Origin of the sequence: Colwellia sp. 12G3 (assembly GCF_002836775.1) — a bacterium.
Taxonomy (GTDB): Bacteria; Pseudomonadota; Gammaproteobacteria; order Enterobacterales; family Alteromonadaceae; genus Colwellia.
In genome coordinates, this window is the sequence record NZ_PJAQ01000012.1 from 98086 (window position 1) to 111872 (window position 13787).

Consider the following 13787-nt stretch of genomic DNA (forward strand, 5'->3'; position numbering starts at 1 on the left):
AGGAAGGCGTGCGTCATGATTAATTTTACCCACCAACAAGTTGAGCAATACTTACTTAATCAACCTGAAACCACGTTAGACTTTCCCTTTGGTGATGAAGTTAAAGTATTCAAAGTGAAAAATAAAATGTTTGCTACGCTAGCGATCGGAAAAATGGGTAAGGGTGATAATGAATTTTCTTCTTCAGGAGAGGCTGATTGGTGGATGAACTTAAAGTGCGATCCTGATGAAGCCGTTATGCTACGCGATATATTTCCTTCAATCATTCCTGGCTATCACATGAATAAGCGTTTATGGAATACCGTCATTTTAGATGGATCAATCCCCAAAGGTGAGATTGAGCGCATGATAGATAGTTCGTTTAGGTTAGTGGTGAGTAAAATGACCAAGAAAGAGCAGCAATCGATCATTATTCATCTTTAGTCATCATAATTGTAATAGACACAACGGGCATAGATAATGTCAGCTGATCTGACAAAAAAGCCGCTAACTTCTTTTTAATGAGGCTGTACACAATGAAAACGACACTGGTTTTTTTACTGTTACTCACCTGTATTAGCTGTAGTGATGAGGCTGAATTTTACTCGATTGAAAGTTTCAATGACCAATTTACCCATGGGTTATTTCTTACAAAATTAATGAATAATAATATCCCGTATCAGTTCGACTACCACATGGGGGAGGATTATGTTTTAGTGCACTTTAGTTTCAAAGAACGTTTAATTCAACTGCGTAAAGATAGCTTAACAGAATCAAAATCACTTTCGTTAATACACCTGAAAAATGTGTGTAGTCAGAAAAACTTATCTCAAAAACTAAAAGAATCTAATGTATTTCATATGACCTTGAGTAAAAGAGGTATCCCTGTTATTAGAGTGACGAATAACGACCACAGTAGTAAAAATGTATCTGCCATTTTAAGTGCATATGATTGGCGCTGTGATTAATATGACCAAGAAAGATCTGCGGTCAAATTTGGTGCATTTATAACGAATCAATAAGTTACCTTAAAGCTGCATTGAAAGCAGCAGATAAGACAAGCTCATTTTGGTGGCATGAAGCCGACATAAATTAAATATTTTTATGATGTTTATAGAACAATAACCTAAAGTTTGTTTGCATTTTTTTCAATGTTATCGCATATTTCTTTACTAATATCTCGTCACTAACTCACTTTTTAGATGACAATAGCTAATTCAAAATAGGATGAAGCATGCCAAATAATAATATCCCAGAAGAAGCATTTGATTGGTACGATGACTATGCACATGGTGGCATGGATCGTCGAACATTTATGAAAAAGTTAAGTGGCTTAGTCGTACTTGGCTATTCTATGTCTGTTTTAACCTCAGCATTTCTACCTAATTATGCATTAGCAGAGCAAGTATCATTTAACGACTCCGATATAAAGGCAAGCTACCAGAACTTTCCTTCACCACAAGGCTATGGAGAAGGCAGGGGCTATTTAGTTGTCCCTAATGAAAATACGAAGAAAATGCCTGTAGTATTAGTTATCCATGAAAACAGAGGGCTAAATCCCTATATTAAAGATGTAGCACGTCGATTAGCTAAAGCGGGATTTATTGCTTTTGCCCCTGATGCCTTATTTTCTTTAGGTGGCTACCCAGGCAATGATGATGAAGGTCGAGCAATGCAAAAAACACTTGAACGAGAAAAAATTGAACACGACTTTGTTGCAGCCGCGAACTTTATAAAATCTCATCCACGTTCTAATGGAAAATTAGGCTGTATTGGATTTTGTTTTGGTGGATACATAGTCAATTATTTAGCGGCAGTTGACAGTAATCTCATTGATGCTGGCGTACCCTTTTATGGGACACCAGCAACAAAAGCGCTAAGAAAAAATATTAAAGCACCGTTAATGATTCAATTAGGTGAATTAGATAAACGGGTGAACGCTTCTTGGTCTGAATATGAAGCTGATTTAACTGCAAATAATGTTGATTATGTTATGCACATGTACAAAAATGCGAATCACGGTTTTCATAACGACTCAACGGGGCGATACGATAAAAAAAATGCTGAATTAGCTTGGTCAAGATCTATAGCATTTTTTGAGTCAAAGCTGATCTTGAAATAGTAGTGCTAACGATTACATGAATAAATCGACTTGGAACAGCGTCATATTAGACGGCTCAATTCCTCAAGGTGAAATAGAGCGCATGATAGATAATTCATTTAAGTTGGTGGTCAGTAAAATGACCAAGAAAGATCAGCAGTTAACTTCTGCTAGGTGAGTATTGGTTATCTAGATAACAACCAATCACCAATATCTTGTAAAGACTTGGGCTTACACAACCAAAATCCTTGCAGTTCATCACACTTAAGCTCTTTCATAAGTTGATACGTTTCAGTATCTTCGACACCTTCAGTGACAACCTTATATCCTAGGCCATGCGCCATATCAATTGATGCTTTAACGATAATACGTGAACTTTCACTGTTAGTTATATCTAAAATCAAAGAACGATCAAGCTTAATTTCTGAAGCAGGAAGTTGCTTCAGATAAGATAATGAAGAATAGCCAGCACCAAAATCATCAATAGAAATTTTTAAGCCAAGTGACGTCAATTGATTCAACGCTATCAATCCAGCTTCAGGCTCATCCATCGCGGCTGTTTCTGTCAATTCAAGAAAGATTTTCGAAGGATCAACTTGGTATTTTTCAAAGATTACTTCAATTTGATCTTTTAGCCGATTACTTAATAAGTCTTTCGCTGAAATGTTGATAGACATATTACCTGAATAACCAATGCTTCGGAGCCATACGAGATCTTTTGCTGCACGCTCAATGACCCATAAGGTCAGCTTTTTGATAACACCGGTTTGTTCTGCCAAAGGCACAAAGTCAGCAGGTGAAACAAATCCTTGTTTGGGATGGTGCCAACGAATCAAGGCTTCTAAACCGACTATGGTATTGTCCTTTAAATTTAGTTTCGGCTGATAATGCAATGTTGGTTCATCATTCTTGAGCGCCTCTCTTAAATCAGACATAAGAGTTAACCGACTTTCATTATAAATATCTAACGCATTATCATAATAACGAATGTGATCGGTCGATTTATGCGAACTTTCCATAGCCACTAGCGCATTACGAATTAATTGCGCAGCATCAAGACCATGCTCAGGATAAAGCGCACCACCAATTAAGGGCTCAAGCTCTATGGAAAGCAAATCCATTTCAATAGGTAATGAAAGTTTTTTGGTAAAACTATGGTACTGTTCTCGGTTTTTCGCAAAGATACTTTGCCTTATTAATACCCCAAAAGTATCGCCAGTTAACTGAAATATAGCATCCGTAGCTCCTTGTGATCTTTGTGTTGTAATCACTCCAGGCATACGGCTGAGAGACAGATTAAGACGTTCTGAAATCGTACGGAAAATACGCTCTACACTTGAAATACCTAATGTTCTAGTGATCTCATTTATACGCGTGACTCTTGCAACAAAAATAACAAAATGCTGATCCTTGTGCTTGCTGAATATTTTGTTGGCAAGTAATTCAAAACGGTTTCGGTTGGCCAAATTGGTAATGGGATCGCGCATCATCGCTTCTGATAACTGGCTCTGAATTGCGAGTCGCTGCTGCTCTTTTTGTATGTTTGCAGCTTGGGCAATAATTTTTTCTTCTCTTTCTCGATACAATCGGTCAGCCAAAGCTAATGTTAAGATTAATGCCTCTAAACCTGATCCTAATTGCATCGCATATTCGGTAAAAAAATTGTTCTGTAGAATACCTGATGATCGCCCTGCAGTTGCTGCGAAACCTACAGTCAAAGGTATCCAAGCGATGGTAAAAAATACCCCCGCTCGCCTTTTAGCCCACCACGAGATAGGACCAGCAAAAAACAATACAATAAATAACACCAATGCAGAAATGGCCGATATGCGAACTGCAGTGTTGTAATCTAATACGACGGCAGCAACCATATTAAAGTATTCGAAATAGATCATGCCACGAATAGCCATATCCAACACACGACTATGTTGCTTGGTTTGTAAGAATTCGCGCGCAAATAGTAAGGAGAATAATGCAAGGAAAGGCATTGAAGAGAGTAATAGTTGGCTATTAAGTGCAGGCGAGTCAGGGAAAAATAATTGCTGCCCATAACCTCTAAAGGTAAAGAAAAATAGAATGTAACCGGTCGTTGCTAATGAATAGTACAGATAAAGTTTTTCACGTAAGGTAAAAAATATAGCCAAGTTAATCAGAATGATGACGGAAAGGGCGCCGTAGTAGAAGAAATGGAATTTTTGTTCTTTAGCCGCAAATTCGAAAAAATCATTCTCTTGCCATATTCTGACTGGCAGGATCATAGAGCCTTTGGTCTGTACTCGAGCATATAGATCTACGCTTTCACCTGCTTGCAATTGCAAACGAAATAACATGTTAGGGTGTTCAATATCGCGAGGATAAAAAGGCTTGCTGTCACCAATATCTAAGGACCGCACTGATCCATTCTGCTTGATTGCATAAAAGGTGACATCATCTAGCAGTGGATATGCTATTTCAAAGACAATATTTGTCGTCTTCATTTCCGCATTATTAATGTTTAAACGTAACCATAACTGTGAGTGACTAAATCCAAGAGATACGTTGCCTTCTTCAGTTTTTGTCCAGTGCACGTTAGGCAATTTGATTATGCTTTCAAAGCTATGCCCTTTATTTGCATCTTCAAAATATTCAAACTTGATATTAGCGTCGGAGAATATGGTTTTATTGAGAGAATTAACTGGCAGGCTAGCACTTGAAGCACTAGCGTACAATAAAGTAAAAATAGCTAGGAGCCAAGTCAGTACACTTAACTTAATACAGGTAAGTTGAGGTTTATACCCGTTATCATTCAAGATACAGGTTTCAGAGTGCTTGAGAAATTTCAATTCAAGGCGCTGTGATGAAATAATGGTTATTCCCTTATAAATGACAGTAACGATGGAGTGATGTTGCTCAAGTGCTTCTTTGATGGGTAACAGGTTATACACGAAGCTATCTTTATCCTTAATACAACAAACATAACACAATAGTGCCAACATGACATAAGTGTATCTAGTATAATGAGTATAGGAAGGCACGCTATCACTGATCTATACAAGAGTTCTAGATTGAGAAAATACTGATACTGATTACTATAGGTTAATTGTTGGAAATGATTAAAAATTATGGAATAACGTAACCTTTAAGACTCAAGGTCACAAACTGCGTTTACCTTAAATTATTGAGCGTATGAAAAATAACTGATAAGTGTTGGTGAGAGAAAAGTGACCAAGAAAGATAAGTAATCTATCTTGGTGTATTTGTCATTTACTAAACAATATTTATTGTTTTTGTGGGGAAAATTCTGGCAATTTGATAGTAATTGATTGTGTCGTTATTTCTCTATCACTTAAGAATAATTTAATCACTTCCGTTACTTCTGGCGAAACCATGAAAAGGTTATGCCCCGCATTAATAACGCTAACTTGCGTTAAATTCGATAAGCCTCGAGTCGCCGATTTTTGCGAGTCTATATAAGTTCTTCCATCTAATGTCCCGGTCAATAAAAGTGTAGGTATGTCGCTAACAGGGTCCTCACGAAAACTATCACCTAAATCTAGTCCTTTAACTGCTTTATTTAGTTGTGGCATAGGGAAGTTGAGTGCCAAGCCTAATAATGAAGTTTCTGCTTGTTGGTTCACTAATGCTAATCTTTCCTCGGTAATACCGGAGGCAATATCCATAGCAAACGACATTGCATTAAATGAAATGGGTTTATTATCAAAATAACCCCGCTTTAGTATTTCTACAAGGGCTGTATCTACACCTAGATCTAAGGTTTTATATAGCATCAATAAATGTTTTACGCCCCGTTGTGGATCGGCAATCATTGAAGAGGCAATAATTTGTAAATGCATTTTTTGAAACAGTATATTAAGCAAAGAGCCATCTTTTTGAGGAATGCTTACTGTCATTGGCGTTTTATCTAGTTTGTTATGTACGCTGTGCATGAGTTTTACAATGTCTGGATAAGCCTTAGCCGCATTTTCTTGGGTGTTGATGGCTTGTTGTAATCGAGTAAAATAGGCATCTGTTTCTGCAGGTAGCTTTACTGTTTGATTTAGCCCTTCAGCACTAGCAATAACTACTTTATCAATCTTTCCCTTTAACGCTTTCATTGCTGAAAAAGCAAGATGGCTGCCGTAAGATATACCCCACAAGGTTACTTTTTTCGCTTGTAGATGCTTTCTTAAATCATCTATATCTAAAGCGCTTTGTGTTGTTGTATAACCTAAAATATCAACACCTTCGCTTTGCCAAAACTTGACACATTCATTGGCTGATTTTTGGTATAACTGGGTTAGCAGAGTATTAGTCAACTTGGATGTTAACGGTAAAGTGTTTGATGAAATACACTGAGGTATTGTTTTAGAAGATCCCGCACCTCTTTGATCTAGCGCGATGACATCACCAAACTCTCTTAATGCCATAAATAATGGAAAACGAAAGTTTGGGTATTTAGCCGTATCTATGCCTGATCCGCCAGGGCCACCCGATAAATAAATTATTGGTGAGCCATTTTTATTACCCGTTGCAGGAAAACGAACATACTTAACGGTGATTAATCGGCTATTAGCGCTATTTCTATTTTCGGGTACTTCAATATAGCCTTCAAAGGCATCTGTAGTTTTGTTATCCATCGTTTTAAATATAATCGCTTGCTCATTAGGGTATATTTTCTGCGGTTTTTTTCCTCCTATAGCTTGGCTTGATATTATTAGCGTAAGTATTAACAATGAAGTTTGTATTGTGGTATTTAATTTATGACTTAGCATGTGAACTACACTCATTCTTGTTGGTAAATAATTGAGTTGATTAAAACGTATAGAAGATAACAACGCATGTGTTATTCTTTTAAAGCTACTGATTTTATGGATGAAAATGACAAGCGGTATGAAAAAATCGATGAACGGTAATAGAGAATAGTATGAATATAAACGGATACATAGCTTGTGTACTTTTGATGTTGAGTTGTTTTATTCACTCATCGGCTTTTGCTCAAGCGCTGATCGCAATGGCCGATGAATCTCTTATTGTTTGTCCAGCTAAAGCCGATCAAAAAGGGCCGCCTGAATTTACAGAGCCTGAATGTCAGCAACGCCATTTGTATAATGTCGATCCACAAAATATTGAAATTTGGATGAAGGGAAATTTACTTGTTACGGACGCTTATTTGAAAAGGCAGCAACCGTCAGCCTTGTTTGTCTTTGCTAAAATGTCGAGCGAGGTTTATTTAAATGGTGAGAGGTTAGGGAACAATGGTACGCCTAGCTTTTTTAAGGAGGAAGAGTTTTCAGGAAATATGGATACTCGATTCTATATCCCGCCAAGCATCATTAAACAGGGAGTCAATGAGGTTATTATTCATGCGTCAAGCCATCATGGCTTTCTGACCCTTGCCACACCAATCCATTTCATCGGTATTTCAGAATATGGACAAACGAGTGAATTCTTTAAGCGGGATTTACTGATATTACTTAGTTTATTGGGTGCAATGTTACTGGGTTGTACTTATTTAATAACCTTAGTTTTTAGTGCTGAAGATAAAGAAAATCCGATTCTTATTTTATTAATGTTAGCTGCAGCTAGTGGGCAATTATTTACAGAAATTAGCCGAGTTCTTTTTAACTATAGTTACCCAATGCATGATATTCGTTTAATCGCTATCGTCTTTTTATCATTAGTTTTTGGCTTAAGTTTTTTATTATTCACTATTAAAAAGTTTGCTCGTTCTCGCAAAAAACTTTGGTTAACACTAGCCGTGCCACTCACCTTATTCTTATCCTTAATGATCACTGGCTTTGATGGGAAGTCAGCGATAGCTATATTGGTTCCTGCATTGTTTAGTGTGGTTATAAGTGGCCTTAGTTGCCGGAAAAAAGCCTCACAAGAATCGATCTCCTATTTTATTGCCTACAGTTTATTTTGCGTAACTATCGTGTTTACTTTTGGCCAATTTAATTCTATGTATTTTTATTATATCGTTACGGGCATGATGGCATTTTTTGTTATTAAAATAGTGAATAAATCTGTCCAAGAGAAAAAACTAAGAAAAGAAGAAGATAAGCAATTGGTCAAATTACAATTAAAGGTTGATCAACTAGCACAACAAAAATCACCGACAAAACTGCAACTCACCAGCGCGGGTAAAATTGAATTAATACCAGTTAATGACATCGCTTACTGCAAAGCCGCAGGCGATTATGTTGAGATTTTCCTCACTAATCAAAGCCAATCATTATTTAGCGGCACATTAAAAAGCATTGAGGAATTACTTCCGTCAACATTCTTGAAAGTACATCGTTCTTACATCGTAAATTTAGAGGAAGTACTCTCTATTTCGTCATCTAAAAAAGGCGCACTGAGTAGTGGTATACTGGTGTTAAAAATGGGAGATGACATACCTGTGAGTCGCCGGATATTACCCCATGTACGTGGTGTGATTAAAGGAAAAGTGCTTTAGTTTAAAATACATGTAGCTTGTTATTAGCAAAGTTATTGAGCGGATGATAGATACCTCATAACCTTAGTGAAGAGTAAAATGACCAAGAAAGATACAGTATCTTTCTTGGTACATATGTCGTTCTTATTTATTGTTTTAAATAGGTGTAGCCATTCAAACAAGCTTCGTAAAAATCAATCAAGTTTACCCCTTCCCTCGGTTTTATTTTTCCGCGTGCTATTTGTGCATCAATTTCTTTTTTTATCATTTGCGCCATGATTGCTGGCGTATATTGCATGGTAGATAATACATTATCGACCGATGAACCGTTGACGACTTCTTCAATATAAAAGTCTTTCGGATCATCGTCGTAGCTGACAATATGTACTTCATTTAAACGACCAAATAAGTTATGCATATCCCCCATTACGTCTTGATAAGCGCCGGTTAAAAATATACCAATAAAGTAATCTTCCTCTTCTTTAAGTGTATGCATAGGAATATTATTTGCCACGCTGTCTTGACCTATGAATTTATCTATTTTTCCGTCACTATCACAGGTTATATCTACCAAACTACAGAGTTTAGTTGGTTTTTCGTTTAAACGAGAAATAGGCACTACGGGCAGTATTTGGTCGATTGCCCAAGAATCTGCGGCCGATTGGAAAACAGAAAAGTTAGCTAAATACTGTGATGACAACATCTCAGAAATATCATTGAGTTCTTCTGGGATAAACTCATGTAAATGCATCTGTTGTTCAATGGTATTGAGAATGCGCCAGTATAGTGTTTCGACCTTGGCTAACTCGTCTAAACTCAATATTCCGAGTTTAAATGCTTGCATGGCCTGCGACTTTAATTGTGTAACATCGTTATAGATTTCTTGATGACTATTATTTTTTTCGGCCTCAATAAGACCTTTTTCTAAGTCACGAATGTTGGTGACTATAATGTGTTCGCCCGTTGCTTTACCTGTTGAGTATTGCGTACCACTGGGGTGGATTTCTCCAATAATATTAGTGATAACACAAGAGTGATGAGCCGTCATCGCACGGCCACTCTCACTGACTAAGTGGGGGTGAGGAACAGATTCTAAGTCACAATTTTGCTTAAAACCGTAAACTATATCCGACACATATTCAGCGAGGTTATAGTTACACGATGAATCGTTGGTAGATTGAGAACCATCGTAATCAATCGCTAAACCACCACCCACATCAACGTATTCGAGCGGCACACCTAATTTGATTAATTTACTGTAAACTAACGATGCTTCTTGAACGGCTTCTTTAATGGCACGAATATCGGTTAATTGGCTGCCAATATGAAAATGTAGAAGTTTAACACAGTCGCTTAAGCCAGCATCTTCTAAATAAGCCACCGCATTAAGAATTTCGGCAATGCTTAAACCAAATTTAGCGCGTTCACCACTTGAATGTTCCCATTTGCCACGACCTTTCACCATCATTTTTACACGTAGACCAATAATGGGTTTTATATCCAGTGTTTTGGCAAGCTCAACGAGTTTTATCAGTTCACTAAATTTCTCGATAACAATAATAATATTTCGGTCAATCTTTAAACCTAATAAAGCTAGGCGTAAATATTCTTCATCTTTATAACCATTTAAAATAGTTAATGAGTTCTTGTTAGTGTTATAAGCTAGTGCGGCAATGAGTTCAGGTTTTGAACCGGCTTCTAAACCGTAATTATAACGGCTACCCGCTTCAACGATTTCTTCAATAACCTCGCGCATTTGGTTTACTTTTACCGGAAAAACACCAAAGTATTGCCCTTCATAATTGGCTTCTTCTATGGTATTACGGAATGTTTTGTTCAATAGCTCAACTTGAGACCGTAAAATATCATGGAAGCGAATTACGGCAGGAAACTGTATACCCTCGCTTTGCATTTCCTTGACGACTTCTTTTAAATTGATCTTTAAGTTGGGTTGGTCATAACGTGGAATCACATGAATGTCGCCGTTTTCACCAATGTCAAAATAGCCATTGCCCCAGCGCTTTACTTGATAGATGTTTTCAGCGTCTTCAATTGACCACTGTGTTAAAGAAGTTTTCAAGGTGGAATCTCTACTTATGGTGTAAACAAATAATGAGTTCGCGTACAACTTTGGCGGCGAAAACATCACTATTGCCCGTTGTGTCAATCTCTGGTGAAAGCTCTACGACATCACACCCGACAAAGTTTTTATTTTTTAGTATTTTGCAAAGGCTAACAAAAGAATGAAAATCTTCACCACCAGGTTCTGGGGTGCCTGTTCCAGGGAAAAAGCTAGGGTCGAAGTAATCAAGATCTAACGTTAAATAAATAGGACGCTGATCGTCAATTTCGGCCACGGTTCTTAAAAATTCATCACGACTATTCTTTAAGGTTTTATTAGCACGCATCCATTGATATTCATCTTTAGTACCTGAGCGTATACCATACTGAATCAGTTGATGTTGTTCGGTGAAATGGTCGGTCACGCGTTTGATAATAGAGGCATGAGAATGATGAAAGCCTAAGTAGCCATCACGTAAATCAGCATGGGCGTCTAAGTGTAATAAAACCAGATCATCATAAGCCTTTAAATAAGTGGTAATGGGCGCATATGAAATGGAGTGTTCACCACCTAAGGTTAACGTTTTTATATGGTGATTAACCAATAGTTCAGGGCTAAATTGTGCAAAGTAATCATCCGTTGCCGTTTGCCATTGTTGTTCAATATCTTTGTGTTCATTACTGGTCGGCGTGATTTTAGTGGATAGATTACCTAAATCGTAAAAGCAAATATCATCAATATCTTCATCTAAATAGGGCGAGTATGATTCTATGCCGTCAGATACTGCACGTAATGCATTAGGCCCTGCTTTTGTACCTTTTCTAAAACAGGCGGTACCGTCAAATTCAAAACCTAATAGATAAATGGCATTTTCGTACAGACAGTCTGCAGTTTTCGCACAATCATAAATTGTTTCTGGTTGAGTAAAATTGACACTGAGTTCACAAACTTTATGTGGAAAGTTCGTCATGTTGATCGTATTCATCGCTAATAACTACGTTAAGTGTGGGTAAAATTAAATATCGCATTATGCTGAAAAACGCAATAAAGTATAGCTTTTTATTTCAAAAAAAAATTATCAATAAATTGATTAAATTTATATTGAAATCTACACTTTTTTTTGTAAAATAGCGCAAATTTTGTGTGTGCTCTATTTACAGTACACAGCCTCATACCAATTCCATTAAGTTTGTGATCTTGTTGTGCGTAGAAAAAATAATTCAAGGGTAGGCGCTTGATTGACCAATAGCTTGCTATTGGGATTGAAAGCAACGCAGACTTGGAATATTTTAGCCCGTATAAGAGGGCAATAATTTAACGAAATTGGTATTCTATTTTCGACTTTATTTTTAGTCATAATTTGTTGAAATAGCAACATGATATTTTAGGAATGCTTGTGTTTTTTGAAGGTTCAGAAAAAAAGGTTGAGATATTAGTTCATCACGAACAACTTTCATTGCTTAATGATTTAAGCGATGATTTTTGGTCTGAACTCGTTAATCGTTGTCATGCCCAAATACTGTCGAGTATTCGTAATGAACATTGCAAAGCATTTTTATTATCAGAATCTAGCTTATTTGTTTGGGATGATTGTTTTCTTATATTAACTTGCGGTGAAACCAATTTAGTCAATTCTGTTGAGTATTTTATTCAACAACTTGGCGTAGATAAAATTAAGCATTTAACCTATCAGCGTAAAAACGAGTACTTCTCACATGCTCAACCGAGTTGTTTCGGCGATGATATAAAGCGCTTAACTCAATATATCCCAGGTAAAGCGCTGCGATTTGGCGCAATGGACAGCCACCATAATTTTGTATTTCATCAAGATAATGATTTTCAGGCATCAATTGATGATAAAACATATGAAATATTTGCTTATCAAATTAGTGAGGATGCTTCAAATCACCTGACTCGTCCGGGATTACAAGCCAATGATATTCGTCAATTTTTAAGGCTTGAACAACTGATCCCCGATTTTCAAATAGATGACTTTGTTTTTCAGCCTTATGGTTATTCTGTTAATGCTATTTTGGCAAAAAAATATCTGACAATCCATATTACGCCTCAATCTGATAGCAGTTATGTAAGTTTTGAATCAAACATTAATTTAATTAAATTAGTACCGATTATTTTAGCCGTATTGCAGCCGTCATCGTTTGATCTACTGAGTTATAACGAAACTGAATTTGAGGCATTAACCGCTATAAATGTTCCAAATAATTACGTGAGCCAATCGTTGGTTCAGCAAAAATTAACCAATGGTTTCTTGGTTAATTTTGCTAACTATATTTTACCTAAACAACAATTTATTCAAGCCACTGAGTTTGATATCGCGGGAGAAAACCATGAACTCTAACTTATGGATTGAAGAGACGTTTAAAGATTTTTTGGGTCTAAAATTTAAAGTTGAAAAAGTATTATTTTCTGGAAAAAGTGAATTTCAAACGGTTGATGTCGTTGAAACAAAAGGCCATGGAAAAATGTTGCTCAATGACGGTTTAATTATGGTCACTGAACGAGATGAATTTGCTTATCACGATATGATTTCCCACGTGCCGTTATTTGTTCATCCTTCACCGAAAAATGTTTTGATTATTGGTGGTGGTGACGGCGGTACAGCGAGAGAGGTTTTGCGTCACAGCAATGTTGAAAAATGCACTATGGTTGAAATTGATAGTATGGTTGTTGATGCTTGTCGTGCGCATATTCCACAAACGGCTAAAGATCTTGATCATGAAAAATTAACGCTAATTATTGGTGATGGCGTTGAGTTTGTGAAAAACACGACTGAAAAATTTGATGTCATTATTGTTGATAGTACCGATCCTATTGGTCCAGCGCAGCCCTTATTTGGGGAGGCTTTTTATCAAGATGTTTATCACTGCTTAAGTGATGACGGTATTGTGGTTTCTCAAGGAGAGTCTTCTTGGTATGCCATGGACATCCAGCAATCATTATTAAAAGTATTGAATGTAGTTTTTCCTCAAACCTATTTATACAGTTTTAGTAATTTAACCTATCCGGGCGGTTTGTGGAGTTTTACCTTTGCAACCAAAAAACATCATCCAACCAAAGATTTTAATGCGGAACGAGTAGAAAGCAGCGGTTTATCTTTTGACTACTATAATGCAGCGCTTCATAGTGCCGCATTTGCTTTGCCAAGTTTTGCTATAAAAGGTTTGCAAGGCTTGATTGATAACGACTAAGCGGACGGCCCAATAGTG

The 13787-nt window shown here is 36.9% G+C and carries 10 protein-coding genes and 1 pseudogene; 7 read left to right on the plus strand and 4 right to left on the minus strand.

From position 1 onward, the window contains the following. Positions 1-15: 15 nt before the first annotated feature. The 4 genes and pseudogenes from CXF71_RS04910 to CXF71_RS21485 all read left to right on the plus strand — a co-directional run. Positions 16-423, plus strand: coding sequence for an MmcQ/YjbR family DNA-binding protein (locus CXF71_RS04910; RefSeq protein ID WP_101231861.1), 408 nt, complete (start codon positions 16-18; stop codon positions 421-423). Positions 424-515: 92 nt separating this feature from the next. Next, positions 516-947: a hypothetical protein gene (locus CXF71_RS04915; protein WP_101231862.1), complete on the plus strand. Its 432-nt coding sequence runs from the start codon at positions 516-518 to the stop codon at positions 945-947. A gap of 266 nt (positions 948-1213) precedes the next feature. Further along, a complete protein-coding gene (locus tag CXF71_RS04920; protein WP_101231863.1) occupies positions 1214-2101 on the plus strand; it encodes a dienelactone hydrolase family protein in 888 nt (295 codons plus the stop codon). Between the two features lie 13 nt (positions 2102-2114). Beyond that, positions 2115-2258, plus strand: a pseudogene (locus CXF71_RS21485) (MmcQ/YjbR family DNA-binding protein); the annotation flags it as partial. 7 nt (positions 2259-2265) lie between these two features. On the opposite strand, the gene CXF71_RS04925 reads toward CXF71_RS21485, so the two are convergent. After that, positions 2266-5004, minus strand: a complete 2739-nt coding sequence (locus tag CXF71_RS04925; protein WP_232771384.1) for an EAL domain-containing protein — start codon at positions 5002-5004, stop codon at positions 2266-2268. 333 nt (positions 5005-5337) lie between these two features. Further along, the gene (locus CXF71_RS04930; protein ID WP_101231864.1) at positions 5338-6831 is read right to left on the minus strand and encodes an alpha/beta fold hydrolase; all 1494 of its coding nucleotides are present in this window, start codon (positions 6829-6831) and stop codon (positions 5338-5340) included. A gap of 152 nt (positions 6832-6983) precedes the next feature. Here CXF71_RS04930 and CXF71_RS04935 point away from each other — a divergent pair, with 152 nt between their 5' ends. Further along, positions 6984-8519, plus strand: coding sequence for a LytR/AlgR family response regulator transcription factor (locus tag CXF71_RS04935; protein ID WP_101231865.1), 1536 nt, complete (start codon positions 6984-6986; stop codon positions 8517-8519). 127 nt (positions 8520-8646) lie between these two features. Here CXF71_RS04935 and speA read toward each other — a convergent pair whose 3' ends face one another. Together speA and speB are read right to left on the minus strand one after the other, a co-directional pair. Then, complete coding sequence (speA, locus tag CXF71_RS04940) at positions 8647-10578, minus strand: biosynthetic arginine decarboxylase (RefSeq protein WP_232771385.1); 1932 nt, start codon at positions 10576-10578, stop codon at positions 8647-8649. Between the two features lie 10 nt (positions 10579-10588). Beyond that, positions 10589-11530, minus strand: a complete 942-nt coding sequence (gene speB, locus CXF71_RS04945) for an agmatinase (protein ID WP_101231867.1) — start codon at positions 11528-11530, stop codon at positions 10589-10591. Between the two features lie 426 nt (positions 11531-11956). Here speB and CXF71_RS04950 point away from each other — a divergent pair, with 426 nt between their 5' ends. Together CXF71_RS04950 and speE are read left to right on the plus strand one after the other, a co-directional pair. Next, a complete protein-coding gene (locus CXF71_RS04950; RefSeq protein WP_101231868.1) occupies positions 11957-12919 on the plus strand; it encodes an adenosylmethionine decarboxylase in 963 nt (320 codons plus the stop codon). Next, complete coding sequence (speE, locus tag CXF71_RS04955; protein ID WP_101231869.1) at positions 12909-13769, plus strand: polyamine aminopropyltransferase; 861 nt, start codon at positions 12909-12911, stop codon at positions 13767-13769. The genes CXF71_RS04950 and speE overlap by 11 nt, the downstream gene beginning before the upstream one ends. The last annotated feature ends 18 nt before the right edge of the window (positions 13770-13787 follow it).

Coding starts and splice junctions, on each gene's coding strand:
- CXF71_RS04910 (WP_101231861.1), top strand. CDS start 16: ATGATTAATTTTACCCACCAACAAGTTGAGCAATACTTACTTAATCAA.
- CXF71_RS04915 (WP_101231862.1), top strand. CDS start 516: ATGAAAACGACACTGGTTTTTTTACTGTTACTCACCTGTATTAGCTGT.
- CXF71_RS04920 (WP_101231863.1), top strand. CDS start 1,214: ATGCCAAATAATAATATCCCAGAAGAAGCATTTGATTGGTACGATGAC.
- CXF71_RS04930 (WP_101231864.1), bottom strand. CDS start 6,831: ATGCTAAGTCATAAATTAAATACCACAATACAAACTTCATTGTTAATA.
- CXF71_RS04935 (WP_101231865.1), top strand. CDS start 6,984: ATGAATATAAACGGATACATAGCTTGTGTACTTTTGATGTTGAGTTGT.
- speB (WP_101231867.1), bottom strand. CDS start 11,530: ATGACGAACTTTCCACATAAAGTTTGTGAACTCAGTGTCAATTTTACT.
- speE (WP_101231869.1), top strand. CDS start 12,909: ATGAACTCTAACTTATGGATTGAAGAGACGTTTAAAGATTTTTTGGGT.